This is a genomic window from Aeromonas simiae (assembly GCF_000820125.1).
Lineage (GTDB): Bacteria > Pseudomonadota > Gammaproteobacteria > Enterobacterales > Aeromonadaceae > Aeromonas > Aeromonas simiae.
This window is the reverse complement of sequence record NZ_CDBY01000099.1, coordinates 22,433-37,555: the sequence shown is the minus strand read 5'-3', so window position 1 is coordinate 37,555 and position 15,123 is coordinate 22,433. Positions and strand designations below refer to the sequence as shown.

General features: G+C 62.0%; 12 protein-coding genes. 8 read left to right on the top strand and 4 right to left on the bottom strand.

The window, feature by feature from the left end; genetic code table 11:
* Positions 1–39: 39 nt before the first annotated feature.
* Entirely contained in the window at positions 40–1,128 is a 1,089-nt protein-coding gene (locus tag BN1134_RS18695; protein ID WP_042049067.1) for a ketoacyl-ACP synthase III, read from the bottom strand.
* A 154-nt stretch (positions 1,129–1,282) separates the two neighbouring features.
* Between BN1134_RS18695 and BN1134_RS18690 the strand changes: the two genes are divergently transcribed.
* The 5 genes from BN1134_RS18690 to BN1134_RS18665 all read left to right on the top strand — a co-directional run bounded on the left by BN1134_RS18690 (position 1,283) and on the right by BN1134_RS18665 (position 7,782).
* On the top strand, positions 1,283–2,218 hold the full coding sequence (locus BN1134_RS18690) for a LysR family transcriptional regulator (RefSeq protein WP_042049066.1): 936 nt from the start codon (positions 1,283–1,285) through the stop codon (positions 2,216–2,218).
* Between the two features lie 103 nt (positions 2,219–2,321).
* Positions 2,322–2,924, top strand: coding sequence for a LysE family translocator (locus BN1134_RS18685; RefSeq protein ID WP_042049065.1), 603 nt, complete (start codon positions 2,322–2,324; stop codon positions 2,922–2,924).
* Positions 2,925–3,031: 107 nt separating this feature from the next.
* Positions 3,032–4,864, top strand: coding sequence for a peptidase U32 family protein (locus BN1134_RS18680; RefSeq protein ID WP_232300681.1), 1,833 nt, complete (start codon positions 3,032–3,034; stop codon positions 4,862–4,864).
* Positions 4,865–5,203: 339 nt separating this feature from the next.
* A complete protein-coding gene (gene galR, locus BN1134_RS18670) occupies positions 5,204–6,205 on the top strand; it encodes an HTH-type transcriptional regulator GalR (protein ID WP_042049061.1) in 1,002 nt (333 codons plus the stop codon).
* 308 nt (positions 6,206–6,513) lie between these two features.
* Positions 6,514–7,782: a maltoporin gene (locus BN1134_RS18665; protein WP_042049060.1), complete on the top strand. Its 1,269-nt coding sequence runs from the start codon at positions 6,514–6,516 to the stop codon at positions 7,780–7,782.
* Between the two features lie 116 nt (positions 7,783–7,898).
* On the opposite strand, the gene BN1134_RS18660 is transcribed toward BN1134_RS18665, so the two are convergent.
* From BN1134_RS18660 to BN1134_RS18645, 3 genes are all read right to left on the bottom strand, one after another.
* A complete protein-coding gene (locus BN1134_RS18660; protein WP_042049059.1) occupies positions 7,899–8,903 on the bottom strand; it encodes a glycoside hydrolase family 53 protein in 1,005 nt (334 codons plus the stop codon).
* A 123-nt stretch (positions 8,904–9,026) separates the two neighbouring features.
* Complete coding sequence (locus BN1134_RS18655) at positions 9,027–9,443, bottom strand: early set domain-containing protein (protein ID WP_042049058.1); 417 nt, start codon at positions 9,441–9,443, stop codon at positions 9,027–9,029.
* Positions 9,444–9,997: 554 nt separating this feature from the next.
* Entirely contained in the window at positions 9,998–11,080 is a 1,083-nt protein-coding gene (locus BN1134_RS18645; RefSeq protein ID WP_042049056.1) for an ABC transporter ATP-binding protein, read from the bottom strand.
* A 560-nt stretch (positions 11,081–11,640) separates the two neighbouring features.
* Between BN1134_RS18645 and BN1134_RS18640 the strand changes: the two genes are divergently transcribed.
* From BN1134_RS18640 to BN1134_RS18630, 3 genes are all read left to right on the top strand, one after another.
* Positions 11,641–12,870: an extracellular solute-binding protein gene (locus BN1134_RS18640; RefSeq protein WP_042049054.1), complete on the top strand. Its 1,230-nt coding sequence runs from the start codon at positions 11,641–11,643 to the stop codon at positions 12,868–12,870.
* A 78-nt stretch (positions 12,871–12,948) separates the two neighbouring features.
* Positions 12,949–14,253: a carbohydrate ABC transporter permease gene (locus tag BN1134_RS18635; RefSeq protein ID WP_198133217.1), complete on the top strand. Its 1,305-nt coding sequence runs from the start codon at positions 12,949–12,951 to the stop codon at positions 14,251–14,253.
* 12 nt (positions 14,254–14,265) lie between these two features.
* Complete coding sequence (locus BN1134_RS18630) at positions 14,266–15,117, top strand: sugar ABC transporter permease (RefSeq protein ID WP_042049052.1); 852 nt, start codon at positions 14,266–14,268, stop codon at positions 15,115–15,117.
* Positions 15,118–15,123 lie beyond the last annotated feature (6 nt).

The following is a 15,123-nucleotide window of genomic DNA, read 5'->3' as shown; positions in this document are numbered from 1 at the left end:
ATCAGGCCCCGCATGCGGGGCCTGATAGTGAGTGGCGGTTTACGCCTGGTTGGCGGGGGCGGCTTTACACCCCTCGACCGCCGCGCGGATGAGATCCAGCGCACTCGCCTCGCAGGGCGGCAGCTCGTCATCACAGCTGGCCAGCGGAGTGACCCGCTCGCCCCACTTGATGAGGCCCGCACCCCAAGTGAGGCCGGCGCCGAAGGCGGCGGTCAGCAGGTAGCTGCCGGGCTTGACGCGGCCCTGCTCGAGCGCTTCGCACAGGGCGATGGGCACGGTGGCGGCCGAGGTGTTGCCGTACTGCTCGATGTTGACCATCACCTTGTCCATGTCGGCGTTCATGCGCTTGGCAAGGAACTCGATGATGCGCACGTTGGCCTGGTGGGGCACCAGCAGATCGATCTGCTCGGGAGCGATGCCGGCCTGGGCCAGCACGGTGGCGGTGGCCTCGCCCATGCCACGCACGGCCCGCTTGAAGATCTCCTGCCCTTCGAAGTTGAAGATGTAGTGACCGTCGGTGTCGTTGAAGCGCTCGCGATCCGAGCCAAAGTTCGGTACGTGCAGGATCTCGCGTGCCTCGCTGTCGCTGCCGAGCTTGCTGGCAATCAGCCCCGACTCGACGTCGCTCGCCTCGACCACCACGGCGCCGGCTCCGTCACCAAACAGCACCGCGGTGTCGCGGCGCGCCCAGTCGAGCAGATAGGTGAGGCGCTCGGCGCCGATCACCAGGATCTTCTTCATCATGCCGCTTTGGATCAGCGAAGTGGCGACCGTCAGCGAGTAGACGAAGCCGGTGCAGGCGGCGTTGAGATCGAACACGGCGGCGCGGTGGGCACCCAGCGCCTGCTGCACGGCAGAGGCGCTGTTCGGCACCAGGGTGCCCGGGGTGGCGGTGGCCAGAATGATGGCGTCAAGTTCGCTGGCCTCGAGGCCGGCGCAGGCCAGGGCGCGGCGAGCTGCCAGGGTGGCTAGCTCGCTCTGGCTGACGTGGGAGACCCGGCGCGCCTTGATGCCAGTGCGCGGATAGATCCACTCGTCGGACGTTTCCATGATGGTGCTGAGATCGTCGTTGGTCAGCACGGCGGGCGGGAGACACTTGCCCCAGCCGGTAATAGTGGCGTAAGTCATCGAAATACCGCTTGTGATGGGTGGGCCCAGGGATGAGGGGGTCTTCCGTGGGCGGAAAATCGCCCGATTATGCCAAAAGGCGGGCCGGCTGACTACTTCATGGCCCGATGCTGAGCTGATAGTCTGTGACGCGCCATTTCTCGCCGGAGTTGCCATGCCCAATCTCAACCTGCTGCCGACCCTCAAGGTGTTGCTGGAAACGCGCAACGTCAGCCGCGCCGCCGAGCTGCTGCACCTGAGCCAACCCTCCATCAGCAAGCAGCTGGCCCAGCTGAGGCGCGAGTTCGGTGATGAGTTGCTGGTGCGCGAAGGGCAGCGCTGGCTGCTCACCGCCCGTGCCGAGCAGTTGGCCGGCCAGCTGGGCGGCTCCCTGTCGGCCCTCGAGCGGCTCTACGCCCCGCCCGCCTTCGCCCCGGCCGAGTGTCGCAGGGTGTTTCGCTTTGCCTCCTCCGATTACGTGGCCCAGCACATACTGCCGGATATCTGCAAGGCGCTGGCCGAGCAGGCGCCGCAGGCGGCCATCGATTATCAGTTGTGGGACAAGCACCAGTTGCCGAGGCTATGGGAGCTCGATCTCGATCTGGTCTCCACCATCACCGATGAGGTGCCGGCGCTGATCCACGGGCGCCAGCAGGGCAGCGATCACCTGGTGGTGCTGATGGGGGCGCATCATCCGCTGGCGGGGCAGCCGCTCACCCTGGAGGGGTATCTGGCCTGGCCGCACCTGCAAGTGAGCGGCGGCGGTGACAAGGACAGCCCGGTTGAGCAGGTGCTCGCCCCCCTCGGCCGCCAGCGGCGCTGGTTTGCCCATGTGCCTTTCTTTCAGGCGGCGCTGGAGATCTTGCTGCGCACCGACTGCCTGCTCACCACCCCGGCCCACATCGCCTGGCTGCTGGCCGAGCGCCATCCCCTCCATTTTGCGGCCTTGCCGTTTGCCACCCGCGAACAGCACTACCACCTGCTGTGGCACCAGCGTCACCATCAGGACCCGGCCCACCGCTGGTTGCGCGATCTCGCCTGGCCGATCCTCAGCGGGCACCTGCAACAGGGGGTCGCCGCCAGTCGGCAGCGGCTTGGAATACCGCTATAGCGAATCGGCATGATGTATATTCATTGCTTTCATTTTTAGAATACTCTGGTGCGATCTAGGCTATGGCCCACACCAGATAGGAACGATAGCGGAGAGCAAGCGCATGGAGTGGAGTAGTTGGTTGGCCCTGGCCGCCATTTGTATCATGGGGGCGGTCAGCCCAGGGCCGAGCCTGGCGCTCATCATCCGCAACACGGTCGGTGGCGGACGCGGCAACGGGGTGGCCACGGCGCTTGGCCACGGGGCCGGGGTCGGTCTTTATGCCCTCATCACCGCCATGGGGCTGGCCATCCTGATCACCAAAACGCCGCTGCTGTTTGACGTGATCCGTTATGGCGGGGCGGCGTTTCTCGCCTGGCTCGGGGTCAAGGCGCTGCTGGCCAACGCCGGCCCCGCCGAGGCACAGGAGCACAGGGGCGGCTCCCGGCGTGGTGCGCTGGAGGGCTTCATGGTGGCGTTTCTCAATCCCCAGCTCGCCATCTTCTTCGTGGCGCTCTTTAGCCAGTTTGTGCATCAGAACACCGGCTGGCGCGAGGGGGGGATCATGATGCTCACCGCCGGCGGTATCGATGCCTTGTGGTACGTGCTGGTGGCCCTTGGCCTCTCCCATGGCCCCGTGCTGGCCTGGCTGCACCGCAGGGCGAGCCTCATCAACAAGGCGAGCGGTCTGGTGCTGCTCGGGTTGGCGGTCAAGGTGGTGATGTAAGGTGTCTTTGTAAGGCATCTTTGGCGCCTGAACTTAAGCAGGATCAAGGCAAGCGGGGGCGGCAGGGGCTAGACTGCCAGCCCCGTTTTTTTATGGTTACCCCATCCATGCACAGCCAGCGACTCGAGTTGCTTGCTCCGGCCAAGACGCTGGAGTACGGCATTGAAGCCATCAATCACGGCGCCGATGCCGTCTATATCGGCGGGCCCGCCTTCGGCGCCCGCAGCGCCGCCGGCAACTCGGTGGCCGATATCGAGGCGCTCGCCCGCCACGCCCACCGCTTCGGCGCCCAGGTGTTCGTCGCCTGCAACACCTTGCTCTATGACCACGAGCTGGAAGGGGCGAGCCGCATGGCCCATCAAATCTACGAGGCGGGAGCCGATGCGCTGATCGTGCAGGATCTCGGGCTGCTGCGCTGCGATCTGCCGCCGATCGCCCTGCACGCCAGCACCCAGATCGATAACCGCACGCCGGAGAAGGTGAAGTTCCTCGAAGAGGTCGGCTTTTCTCAGGTAGTGCTGGCGCGCGAGCTGTCGCTCGAGCAGATCCGCGCCATCTGCGCCACCACCAGCGTGCAGATCGAGTGCTTCATCCACGGCGCCCTGTGTGTCTCCTACAGCGGCCAGTGCAACATCAGCTATGCCCGCACCGGCCGCAGTGCCAACCGGGGCGAGTGTGCCCAGCTCTGCCGCCTGCCCTGCACCCTGCAAAAGCCGGGTGGCGAGGTCTTGGTGGCCGACAAGCACCTGTTGTCCCTGAAAGACATGGATCAGAGCGACAACCTGGAGGCGCTGATCGATGCCGGGGTGCGCTCGTTCAAGATAGAGGGGCGCCTCAAGGATCTTGGTTATGTGAAGAACGTCACCGCCTGGTATCGCCAGCAGCTCGACGCCATTATGGCGCGGCGCCCCGAGTTGGCGCGTGCCTCGGCCGGGCGCTGCACCCACGCCTTCACGCCAAACCCGAAAAAGAGCTTCAACCGCGGCAGCACCGACTACTTCCTGCACGATCGTCACGCCGATATCGGCTCGCCCGACAGCCCGAAATCCCTCGGTGAGCCGCTTGGTCAGGTCAAGCGGGTGACCCGCAGTGGCATCGAGCTTGGCAACGGCATCACGGTCAACAACGGCGACGGGGTGGCTTTTTTCAACCCCAGAGGGGAGCTGGTGGGGGCGCGGGTGAACGAGGTGAGTGGGGGCGAGCTGCGCTTTAATGAGCCAGTGCGTGGCCTCAAGGCCGGCAGCCTGCTCTATCGCAACCATGATCAGGCCTTCAACCGGTTGCTCGAGAAAAAGAGCAGTGAGCGGCGCATCGATCTCGATCTGCATCTGAGCGTGACGCCGGACACGCTCAGCTTGCGGGTGACCGACGAGCAGGGCTTTTGCGTGACCTGTGAGGCGGCCGGGCAGTTTGCCGCCGCCGACAATCCGGAGCGGGCGCAGCAGCAGGTGCGCGATCAGCTCGCCAAGCTGGGGAGCACCATCTTCGTCGCCCGCGCCGTCGAGATTGAGTGGGATCTGCCGCGGTTTGTGCCGGCAGGGCTGCTCAACGGCCTGCGCCGGGAGGCGGCAGAGCGGCTCGATGCGGCGCGCATAGCGGGTTGGAAGCGTCCGGCGCGGCGGGTGGCGCTCAAAGAGGCGGTCTATCCTGCCAAGCGACTCAACTACCTCGGCAATGCGCTCAATCAGGCGGCGGTGGCCTTCTTTCAGGAGCATGGGGTGGGGCGCGTGGCGCCCGCCTTCGAGGCCGGCCAGGAGCAGGGGGAGGCGGTCTTGATGATCACCAAGCACTGCATCCGCTACAGCCAGAACCTGTGTCACAAGCAGCATCCCGAGATAAAACCCGAGCCGCTTGAACTCAAGATGGGCAAGGACACCTTCCGCCTGCGCTTTGACTGCGTACGCTGCGAGATGCAGGTGCTGGGAAGTTTGAAGCGCTGAGATAGGGTGAGATGAAAAGGGCCTTCGGGCCCTTTTTCATTGGCTGGGCCGGCGCGATGAATGGGCCTGTGATGGCCCATATCGACGCTGGGGGGGCTGGCCGGCATGGGGCATGGCGTGGTGGCATGCAGAAGGTGCGCGGCGTGGCTTGGGCGGCGCACCTTATGGCGCCTGTGGTAGCGATTACCACCATTCTTAGCCAAGGTGGCGGGAAATATCCCAAAACGGCACAGAGGGTGGCAACGAGCGTGACAAGTCCGTGTCTTGATGGGAAATAAAGGGTAATATCGCCCCATTTAACGCGCCATCGGCGGCGCCGTATCCCGGGGATCAGTATTTATGGCCACCATCAAAGATGTAGCCCGTATGGCCGGTGTATCTGTTGCCACCGTCTCTCGTGTCATCAACAACTCCCCCAAGGCAAGCCAGACCTCCCGTGAGCTGGTGCTAAAAGCCATGGGCGAGCTCAACTATCACCCCAACGCTAATGCCCGCGCCCTGGCTCACCAGAGCACAGAGACGCTGGGACTGGTGGTGGCCGACGTCTCCGATCCCTTTTTTGGCACCATGGTCAAGGCGGTGGAGCAGGTGGCGCAGGCGTCCGGCAAATTCCTGTTAATTGGTAACGGTTACCACGATGCCAACAAGGAGAAGCTGGTGATTGAGCAGCTGATCCGCCATCGCTGCTCCGGATTGGTGGTGCATGCCAAGATGCTGCCCGATGCCGAGCTGATTCAGATGATGGAGTATGTGCCGGGCATGGTGCTCATCAACCGGATCCTGCCGGGTTATGAGTCCCGCTGTGTGGCGCTCGACGATCGTTACGGCGCCTGGCTGGCGACCCGCCATCTGATCCACGAAGGGCACCGCAAGATCGGTTTTCTCTGCTCCAACCACCTCATTTCAGACTCCCACGATCGCCAGCAGGGTTATCTCGATGCCTTGACCGAACATGGGATCACCCCGGACGAGCGGCTCATTGCCCGTGCCAGCCCGGATGAAGAGGGGGGCGAGGCCGCCATGACCGAGCTGCTCAGTCGTGGCAGCCAGATGACGGCCGTGGTCTGTTACAACGATCCAATGGCTGCCGGCGCGCTCTCCGTGCTGAGTGACAATGGGATCGAGGTGCCTCAGGAGCTCTCCCTTATCGGCTTTGATGATGTGCTCATCTCCCGTTACCTGCGGCCTCGCCTGACCACGGTGCGCTATCCGGTGGTGGCGATGGCGACCCAGGCGGCCGAGCTTGCCATTGCCCTCTCGACCGGGGCTGAGCTGCCGCCGACCACCCACATGTTCAGCCCGACCCTGGTGCGTCGTCACTCGGTTCGCTCCCTGCCTTAATCTCTTCTCCCCTTCCCCCCACACAGAGAGGGCTGCCGTCGGGCAGCCCTCTCTGTTTTTGTGATATCGATTACAATCCAGTGATGCGATATAACATAATGAATAATAAAAGTATTTTTATTTGCTGTGATTTTTTAGTGTAATGACAACGCACTAATTAGTGTAATTTTCACTGTTTTGTGAGTTTCATCATGTCAGTTGTTGTCATCCTCTCTCTATAATCGCCTCGGCTAGTGATAACGTTTTCCCAATGGACTGGCCCGTGTGACCTGACAACTACAACGCAACAGTGGAGTAAAGGAATAATGATGAAACAGAAACTGCTGACCACGTCCATCGCCATGGCCCTTGCCATGACGGCCGCCTCTGCCCATGCGGTTGATTTCACTGGCTATTTCCGTTCCGGCGTCGGCGTGTCCCAAGATGGCGACACCCAGAGCTGGAAGATCTCCCGTCTCGGTCGTCTCGGCAACGAGGCCGACACCTACACCGAGATCGGTGTCGGCCAAGAGGTTTACAACAAGGATGGCAAGAGCTTCTACGTCGACAGCATGTTCAGCATGAACAGCGATGGCTCCAACGACTGGGAGAGCACCCAGGCGGCCTGTAACTTCGACAGCAAGAGCTGTTCGGAAGACGCCACCTTCGCCCTGCGTCAGTTCAACGTGAAGGCCAAGGGGCTCATCTCCTCCAACCCGGATGCGGTGCTGTGGGCCGGCAAGCGTTACTACCAGCGCCATGACTTGCACATCATCGACACCAAGTACTGGAACATCTCCGGGGCTGGTGCCGGCCTCGAGAACCTCAAGGCGGGCCCCGGCACTATCTCCGCCGCCTGGATCCGCAACGATGGCGACGAGCTCAACGTCAACTACCTGGATCTGCGCTACGCCGGCTGGAGCCCGTGGCAGGGGGCCTGGACCGAGTTCGGTGCCGACTATGCCCTGGCCAACGAGACCGATGCCCAGAAGGCCTCCGGCACTTACGACAAGTTTGAAAACAGCCTGATGCTGACCGCCGAGCTGAGCCACTTCTTCGCCGACAGCAAGATCTCCCAGAAGATAGTGGGCCAGTACGCCAACAAGGGGCTGGCCAAGAACATGGTCGATCAGGGGGGCGGCTGGTATGACGTGTGGAGCGGGGACAACAGCGATGCCAAGGGCTATCGCTTCATCAACACCGCCGACCTGCCGTTTGGCGATCGCGTCATGCTCAACTATGTGCTGACCTATGGCCGCGCCGATGACTACGCCCCGAACAGCGACATCGACAACACCAAGCTCTTCTCCGCCGTGGCTCGCGGCCATTACGCCTGGACCGACTACACCAAGACCATAGTGGAGGCCGGCGCCTTCAAGGAGAAGCACTCCTACACCTCGGGCAGCACCTACAAGGAGTCGGGTCAGAAGTACACCCTGGCACAGGCCTGGTCGGCCGGTGCCAGCTTCTGGGCCCGCCCCGAGATCCGTGTCTACGCCTCCTACCTGAAGAACGACGGTGACTATGACACCACCTTTAACGGCAACACCGACAACAGCACCTGGAACTTCGGTGTGCAGGCCGAAGCCTGGTGGTAAACCCCCTCGCCGAGTGACCTCGAAGGGAGCCCACACGGGCTCCCTTTTTCATGGGCAACTGATGATAAGGGAATGAAAAGGCGCGGCCCAGGCCGCGCCTGTGTAACGTTACACGCTTATTGCAACAAGAAGGCATCCAGCGCATAAGTGGGCTTGCCGCTGTTGTCCATCAGACCCAGGCTGTAGCCCTGCCAGCTCTTGTGGCTCTGCGGCTCCCAATAGAGCACGCCAAGCCCCTTGCCATTGGGGAGCCACTTCATCTTGTTGAGCAGGTCGGCAATGGTGTCGTAGCTGTTTTTCGGATCATCCCACGGCATGCCCACCTCGACGATCATCACCTCCTTGCCGTAGCGATTGACCATGTCGGCGAGGTTGTCGTAGCAGAGGTTATCGAGGGTGAACCAGTCGCCGTTGCCGCTCTGGCTCGGGTAGATGGAGGCGCCGATCACGTCCCACTTGGCCCCGTTGTTCTTAAGGCCGTCAAACATCCAGCGATAGAGGCTGTTGTTCTCGCAGTTGGCCAGGTGGACGATCACCTTGATGCTGCCGTCGACTGCCTTGACCGCGTCATAGCCACTGTTGATGAGCCAGGCAAAGTTCTTCATGTTGGCCGAGGCGCGCCCCTCTTCCCACAACATGCCGTTGTTGGTCTCGTTGCCGACCTGCACCCACTTGGGGGTGATGCCGGCATTTTTCAGGGCGATGAGGGAGTTATAGGTGTGCCACCAGACGTTCGACATCAGCTGCTCGAAGGTGTAGCTCTGCCAGGCCGCCGGCTTGGTCTGTTTGCCCGGATCGGCCCAGCTGTCGCTGTAGTGAAAGTCGATCAGCAGATCGAAACCGGCCGCCTTGGCCCGCTTGGCCTTGGCGATGACGTCATTGATGTTGTTCCAGCCATCGGCTGGGTTGACCCAGACCCGCAGCCGGATGGTATTCATGCCGTGCTCTTTCAGGGTCTTGAACAGATCCTGCTGCTGGCCGGCGTCGTTATAGAACTTGTAGCCGGCCTGCTCCATCTGGGTCAGCCAGCTGACGTCCGCGCCCTTGACCATGGCCTCTCCCTGGCCGTGAAAGAGCAGGGCGCTGCCAAGCAGCAGGGTGGTAAGCAGATTCTTCTTCATCCTTGTTATCTCCTGTCTGGATGTGTGTAGGGTGGCGACAGGGAGGCAGTCCCGCGCCTGGATGACGTCGCGTGGCGGCGCCATCCAGGCTGAGGCTGGGGCCGCCTGACGGCGGCCTTGGGATCAACCGGCGGGGGAGACGGTGACCAGGGTGTGCTGGGGATTGCGGCGATCCAGGGTGATGCGGTACTGGCCGTCGCTGGGTGGGGTGAATTTCATGTCGCTCCACTGCCAGCCGGCTTTGACCGCGACCGGCTGGCCCGCCTCGACCTTGGCGCTGGGATCGAACTGGCCATAGGTGGTGTCGGCCTTCCACTTCTCGTCGGCGATCTTGAACTTGTAGGCGCCGTGGCTCGCTTGTAGCGCCACCTGTACCGTCAGCAGCTCGCCCTGTTGAGCCAGTTGCTGGGCGGCCGGCGCCTCCCAGTTGTTCATCTCGCCGCGCAGGAACAGCGGGCGGGCCATGGGGTCCTCATCCTTGGCCAGCGCCGGCTGGAGGCAGGCGATGAGGGTAGTCAGCAGCAGTGTCTTCTTGAGCATGGTGTCTCCTCTTTGTGGTGTGATCAGGCGCTCTGCCGGGGACGGCGGGCCAGCGCCAACTGCCGTGGTGAACGCGGCGGCGGTCACGGGGCTGTGCCTGTCCGGTCAGGGCATCCTGTTTGTCATCGCGAATACGGGCCGAGCCGTGGTTGCCGCGCCGCGCAGACGATACGGCGGCAGCCGTGACCCCCAGGCCGGGTGGTTCCACCTCGCCGCCGGCAAAGCCTGTTGCCAGCGGCGGGAGCCTAAGCAAGTGATATCGATTACACTCCTGTTTGAGCTAGTCATGGCTGACAGCAAAAGCAATAACTTAATTAATATCAGTTTGTTATGTTTTTTTTGATGCTCGGCGTTGATAGGGATAATTACCTGAGTGGATATTTTAGTGTAATGTTTCACTTTTCGGTGAATCTTTTACACTCCTTTGCGCCCCCCTTGTACAGGATTTGTGCAAGGTTGCGAGCCCGCTCTCACTTTGCGCCGCCGGCACCCGGATAAAAAAAGCCCCCGACGGGGCGGGGGCAAGGTGGATCAGGGCATGTAAATGGCCGCGTTCAGCGGCTGATCCTGATCCCTTCGGCGTTGAAAACCAGGCAGTTTTGTGGGGCGAAGAAGACATCCATCCTCTGGTAGGGGTGAAACTCACCATCCCCTGCCAGCAGCAGCTTGAAGCCGTCGGTGCCGCAGCATTGACCGAACAGGTAGGTGCTGTTGCCCAGCCGCTCCACCACCTCGCAGGTGAAGGCGAGGTGGACTCCATCCCCCCCCGGTACCACGTGCTCCGGGCGCAGGCCGAGGCTGATCTCGCTGCCCGGCTCGAGCCGCTCGGTGGTGATGGGCAGGCTTAGCTCCTGCTGGCCGGCGACCTTGACCCTGATCTGCTCCGGGCTCCACGCCAGCACGCTGGCCGGCAGGAAGTTCATCTTGGGCGAGCCGATAAAGCCGGCCACGAAGCGGTTGCACGGCTTGTAGTAGAGATCCATCGGCGAGCCGACCTGCTCCACCTTGCCGTAGTTCATCACCACTATCTTGTCGGCCAGGGTCATGGCCTCCACCTGATCGTGGGTCACGTAGATCATGGTGGTCTTGAGCTCCTGGTGCAGCTTGGCGATGTGCAGGCGCATCTCGACGCGCAGCTCGGCATCGAGGTTGGAGAGCGGCTCGTCAAACAGAAACACCTTGGGATTGCGCACGATGGCGCGGCCGATGGCCACCCGCTGGCGCTGACCGCCGGAGAGCTGCTTGGGCTTGCGATCGAGCAGGTGGGAGAGTTGCAGCGTCTTGGCCACCATGCTGACTTGGTGGGCTATCTCCTCTTTCGGTACACCGTTGACCCGCAGGCCGTAGCCCATGTTCTCGGCCACCGTCATGTGGGGGTAGAGGGCATAGGACTGGAACACCATGGCCACACCGCGATGGGCCGGCGCCACGTCGTTGACCACCTGCTCGTCGATGGCGATGTGGCCATCCGAGATCTCCTCAAGACCGGCGATCATGCGCAGCAGGGTGGATTTGCCGCAACCGGAAGGGCCGACGAAGACGGTGAACTCGCCGTCTTCCACGTCTAGGTTGACGTTGTGCAGGGTCACGTTGCTGCCAAAACGCTTGACCACATTGTTCAATCTGATACTCGCCATGAGCTGTAACTCCTTGATAGTAAATGCATTAGCTGCAAGCGTGCGAGGTGGCCATGCCCCCTGCTGCGGCTGCGTTGCCCTGGGAGGAAGAGGGCGTCACACACCGTTTCACCCTGTGGCTGTGCGGCGACTATATCAGTCATGTGTAACCGGTTGCACAAAGTGCGGTTTCTTTTGTGCATGAGATCACAGCCTTGGCACGTGCTACTGGCAGGCTGTGCAAGCACCGCTTACCGTGGAGCCACTCGGTGTAATCGTTACCTTTTTCTCTGCTCTGTAACGCTTTCAAGGGCGTGACTGGTGAAAAAGCAAAACGCGAGCCGACAGCCTCGGATGTGACGTATAGGATTTAACCAGTTATTTATCAGTGTGTTAGATAACGAGCGGTGAGCGGCTGTGTTTTCTGGTCGGCTCGGCGGTAACGAGAGCGGTGAGCTTGGTTACACCTGAACCGGTAAAAAGCGCCGTGAGTTACACCGGCTTGATGAGATCGCAATACCAGACTGGCCACCGTCGCCGCGACGACCTGTTTTCACCTGAATTAGGGACAAGGAAATCATATGAAAATCAATAAATTGACCGCTGCAATGTTGTTTTCTCTGGGCGTGATGGGGGCAGGCCAGGTGGCCCGCGCCGCCGACGGCGAACTGCTGGTGTGGGAAGACATCAAGAAGTCGAACGGCATCGAGGAGGCGGTCAAGGCATTCGAGGCCAAGTACCAGGTCAAGGTGAAGATCCTCGAGACCCCCTATGCCCAGCAGATCGAGAAGCTGCGCCTGGACGGCCCGGCCGGCATCGGCCCGGATGTGCTGGTGCTGCCGCACGATCAGGTCGGCACCGCCGTGGTGCAGGGGCTCATCAGCGAGATCAAGCCGGGTGCCGACTATCTGGCCGGCTTCACCAAGCCGGCGGTGGATGCCCAGACCTATGAGGGCAAGCTCTACGGCCTGCCCAAGGCGGTCGAGACCATCGTCATGGTCTACAACAAGGATCTGCTGCCCAAGGCGCCGGAGAGCTTCGACGAGCTGATCAAGGCCTCCCAGACCCTGCGCGGCGAGAACAAGTACGGCCTGCTCGCCAAGTTTGACGAGATCTACTACGCCTACGGCGTGGTGGCGGCCATGGGCGGCTATGTCTTCGGCCAGAACCCCAACGGCTCGCTCAACGTCAAGGACGTGGGGCTGGCCAATCAGGGGGCGATCGACGCGGTCAGCTTCCTCAAGCGCTTCTATGCCGAGGGGCTGTTCCCGGCCGGGATCGTCGGTGAGACCGGTGCCAACGCCATCGACTCCCTGTTCACCGAGAAGAAGGCCGCCGCCGTCATCACCGGCCCCTGGTCGTTCCAGCCTTACAAGGATGCCGGCGTGAACTACGGCGTGGCCCCGCTGCCGACCCTGCCCAACGGGGAGCACATGCGCTCCTTCCTCGGGGTGAAGGGCTACAGCATCTCCACCTACTCCAAGCACAAAGAGCTGGCGCAGCAGTTTATCGAGTTCATCAACCAGCCCGAGTACGCCAAGATCCGCTTCCAGAAGACCGGCGAGATCCCGCCGCTCAAGGCCCTGATCGACGATCCGCTCATCAAGGATGACGAGAAGTCCCGCGCCGTGGCCATCCAGGCCGGCTTTGCCACCCCGATGCCGAGCGTGCCCGAGATGCAGGAGGTGTGGACCCCGGCCAACAGCGCACTGCAACTCGGTGTCACCGGCAAGCAGGAGGTGAAGGCGGCGCTGGAAGGGGCGGTCAAGAACATCAACATGCAGATCGAAGTCAATCACGCACAGCAATAACGAACGGCGGGCGCAGGCCCGATCCGGGCCGGGCGGCGATGGTTGCCGCCCGGGCTCTTCATGGAAAGGAGGTACATTGTGGTTGTCGATTCCGGCACGCTCGCCCAGATCGGTACAAGAACCCATCACGCCAAGGTCGCCGCCCTGCTCTCGCTGATCCCGGGGCTCGGCCAGTGGTATAACCGGCAGTGGGTCAAGGGCACCCTGTTTTTCATCGTCATGGCCTGCTTCTTCGGCGTGTTCCGTGACTTCCTGTCCCAGGGCTTTTGGGGCCTGTTCACCCTCGGCACCGAGCTGCCGCGGGATAACTCGGTCTTCCTGTTGGCCAAGGGGGCCATCAGCGTGCTGGTGGCCGGGTTTGGCGGCGCTTTTTACTACTGGAGCCTGCGCGATGCCTACGTCAACGGCGAGCGCCGCGATCGCGGCGTGGCGTTGACCAGCGTGCGCAAGCAGTACCAGCTGCTGCTGAGCGAAGGGTTCCCCTACCTGATGATCACCCCAGGCTTCATCCTGCTGGTGTTCGTGGTGGTGTTCCCCATCATCTTCGGCTTCTCCATCGCCTTCACCAACTACGACCTCTATCACACCCCGCCGGCCAAGCTGGTGGACTGGGTGGGGATGAAGAACTTCATCAACATCTTCAAGCTCGATCTGTGGCGCTCGACCCTGCTCGACGTGTTGCAGTGGACCGTGATCTGGACCCTGATCGCCACCACGCTGCAATGCGCGGTTGGGGTGCTGCTGGCGATCCTGGTCAACCAGAAGGATCTGCGCTGCAAGGCGCTGATCCGCACCATTTTGATCCTGCCGTGGGCGGTGCCCGGCTTTGTCACCATCCTGGTGTTTGCCGGCATGTTCAACGAGACCTTCGGCGTCATCAACAACGGCATCCTGGCGGCGCTCGGCATCGAGCCCAAGGCGTGGATGACCGATCCGTTCTGGACCAAGACGGCCCTCATCCTGATGCAGACCTGGCTCGGCTTCCCGTTCGTCTTCGCCATGACCACCGGGGTGTTGCAGGCCATTCCGGACGATCTCTACGAGGCAGCCACCATCGACGGGGCCAGCACCTGGCACAAGCTGACCACCATCACGCTGCCCCTGGTGCTCTACTCGATCGCGCCGATCCTGATCACCCAGTACACCTTCAACTTCAACAACTTCAACATCATCTACCTGTTTAACAACGGCGGCCCTGCGGTGGCGGGCTCCAACGCCGGCGGCACCGACATCCTGGTCTCTTGGATCTACAAGCTGACCATGTCGTCGTCCCAGTACGCGATCGCGGCGAGCATCACCATCCTGCTCTCTATCTTCGTGGTCGGCATCGCCCTGTGGCAGTTCCGCGCCACCAACTCCTTCAAGCAAGACGACATGGTGTAAGGAGAGCCAGCCATGAGTGTCAAACACAGCCTGAAAAAGCGTAATGCCATCCGCCTGACCCTGAGCTACCTGCTGCTGGCCATGGTCGCGGCGATCATCATCTACCCCTTGATCTGGACGGTGGGGGCGTCGCTCAATCCGGGCAGCAGCCTGCTCAACACCTCGATCATCCCTGACAACTTCTCCTTCATTCACTATCAGGAGCTGTTTGACGGGCGCATCGACTACGCCGCCTGGTACTGGAATTCGATGAAGATCAGCTTCCTGACCATGGTGCTGACCCTCATCAGCGTCAGCTTCACCGCCTACGCCTTCTCGCGCTTTCGCTTTCGCGGGCGGCAGAACGGCCTGATGCTGTTCCTGCTGCTACAGATGGTGCCCCAGTTCTCGGCCCTCATCGCCATCTTCGTGCTGGCCCAGATGCTTGGTCTGGTCAACAGCCACCTAGCGCTGGTGCTGGTCTACGTGGGCGGCATGATCCCGATGAACACCTACCTGATGAAGGGCTACCTCGACGCCATCCCCAAGGATCTCGACGAGTCGGCGCGCATGGACGGGGCGGGCAACTTTCGCATCTTCATCGAGATCATCATGCCGCTCTCCAAGCCCATCATCGCGGTGGTGGCCCTGTTCTCCTTCACCGGCCCGCTCGGCGACTTCATCCTGGCCAGCACCATATTGCGCACCCCGGATCAGTTCACCCTGCCCATCGGCCTTTACAACCTGGTGGCCCAGAAGATGGGGGCCAGTTACACCACCTACGCGGCGGGGGCCGTGCTCATCGCGGTGCCGGTGGCCATTCTCTACCTCTCGCTACAGAAGTACTTCGTTTCCGGTCTTACCGCGGGTGGGACCAAGGGTTAATCAGCC

Excerpts from the sequence above, each read along its gene's own strand:
- BN1134_RS18695 (WP_042049067.1), bottom strand. The coding sequence starts at position 1,128 with ATGACTTACGCCACTATTACCGGCTGGGGCAAGTGTCTCCCGCCCGCC.
- BN1134_RS18690 (WP_042049066.1), top strand. The coding sequence starts at position 1,283 with ATGCCCAATCTCAACCTGCTGCCGACCCTCAAGGTGTTGCTGGAAACG.
- BN1134_RS18685 (WP_042049065.1), top strand. The coding sequence starts at position 2,322 with ATGGAGTGGAGTAGTTGGTTGGCCCTGGCCGCCATTTGTATCATGGGG.
- BN1134_RS18680 (WP_232300681.1), top strand. The coding sequence starts at position 3,032 with ATGCACAGCCAGCGACTCGAGTTGCTTGCTCCGGCCAAGACGCTGGAG.
- galR (WP_042049061.1), top strand. The coding sequence starts at position 5,204 with ATGGCCACCATCAAAGATGTAGCCCGTATGGCCGGTGTATCTGTTGCC.
- BN1134_RS18665 (WP_042049060.1), top strand. The coding sequence starts at position 6,514 with ATGAAACAGAAACTGCTGACCACGTCCATCGCCATGGCCCTTGCCATG.
- BN1134_RS18660 (WP_042049059.1), bottom strand. The coding sequence starts at position 8,903 with ATGAAGAAGAATCTGCTTACCACCCTGCTGCTTGGCAGCGCCCTGCTC.
- BN1134_RS18655 (WP_042049058.1), bottom strand. The coding sequence starts at position 9,443 with ATGCTCAAGAAGACACTGCTGCTGACTACCCTCATCGCCTGCCTCCAG.
- BN1134_RS18645 (WP_042049056.1), bottom strand. The coding sequence starts at position 11,080 with ATGGCGAGTATCAGATTGAACAATGTGGTCAAGCGTTTTGGCAGCAAC.
- BN1134_RS18640 (WP_042049054.1), top strand. The coding sequence starts at position 11,641 with ATGAAAATCAATAAATTGACCGCTGCAATGTTGTTTTCTCTGGGCGTG.
- BN1134_RS18630 (WP_042049052.1), top strand. The coding sequence starts at position 14,266 with ATGAGTGTCAAACACAGCCTGAAAAAGCGTAATGCCATCCGCCTGACC.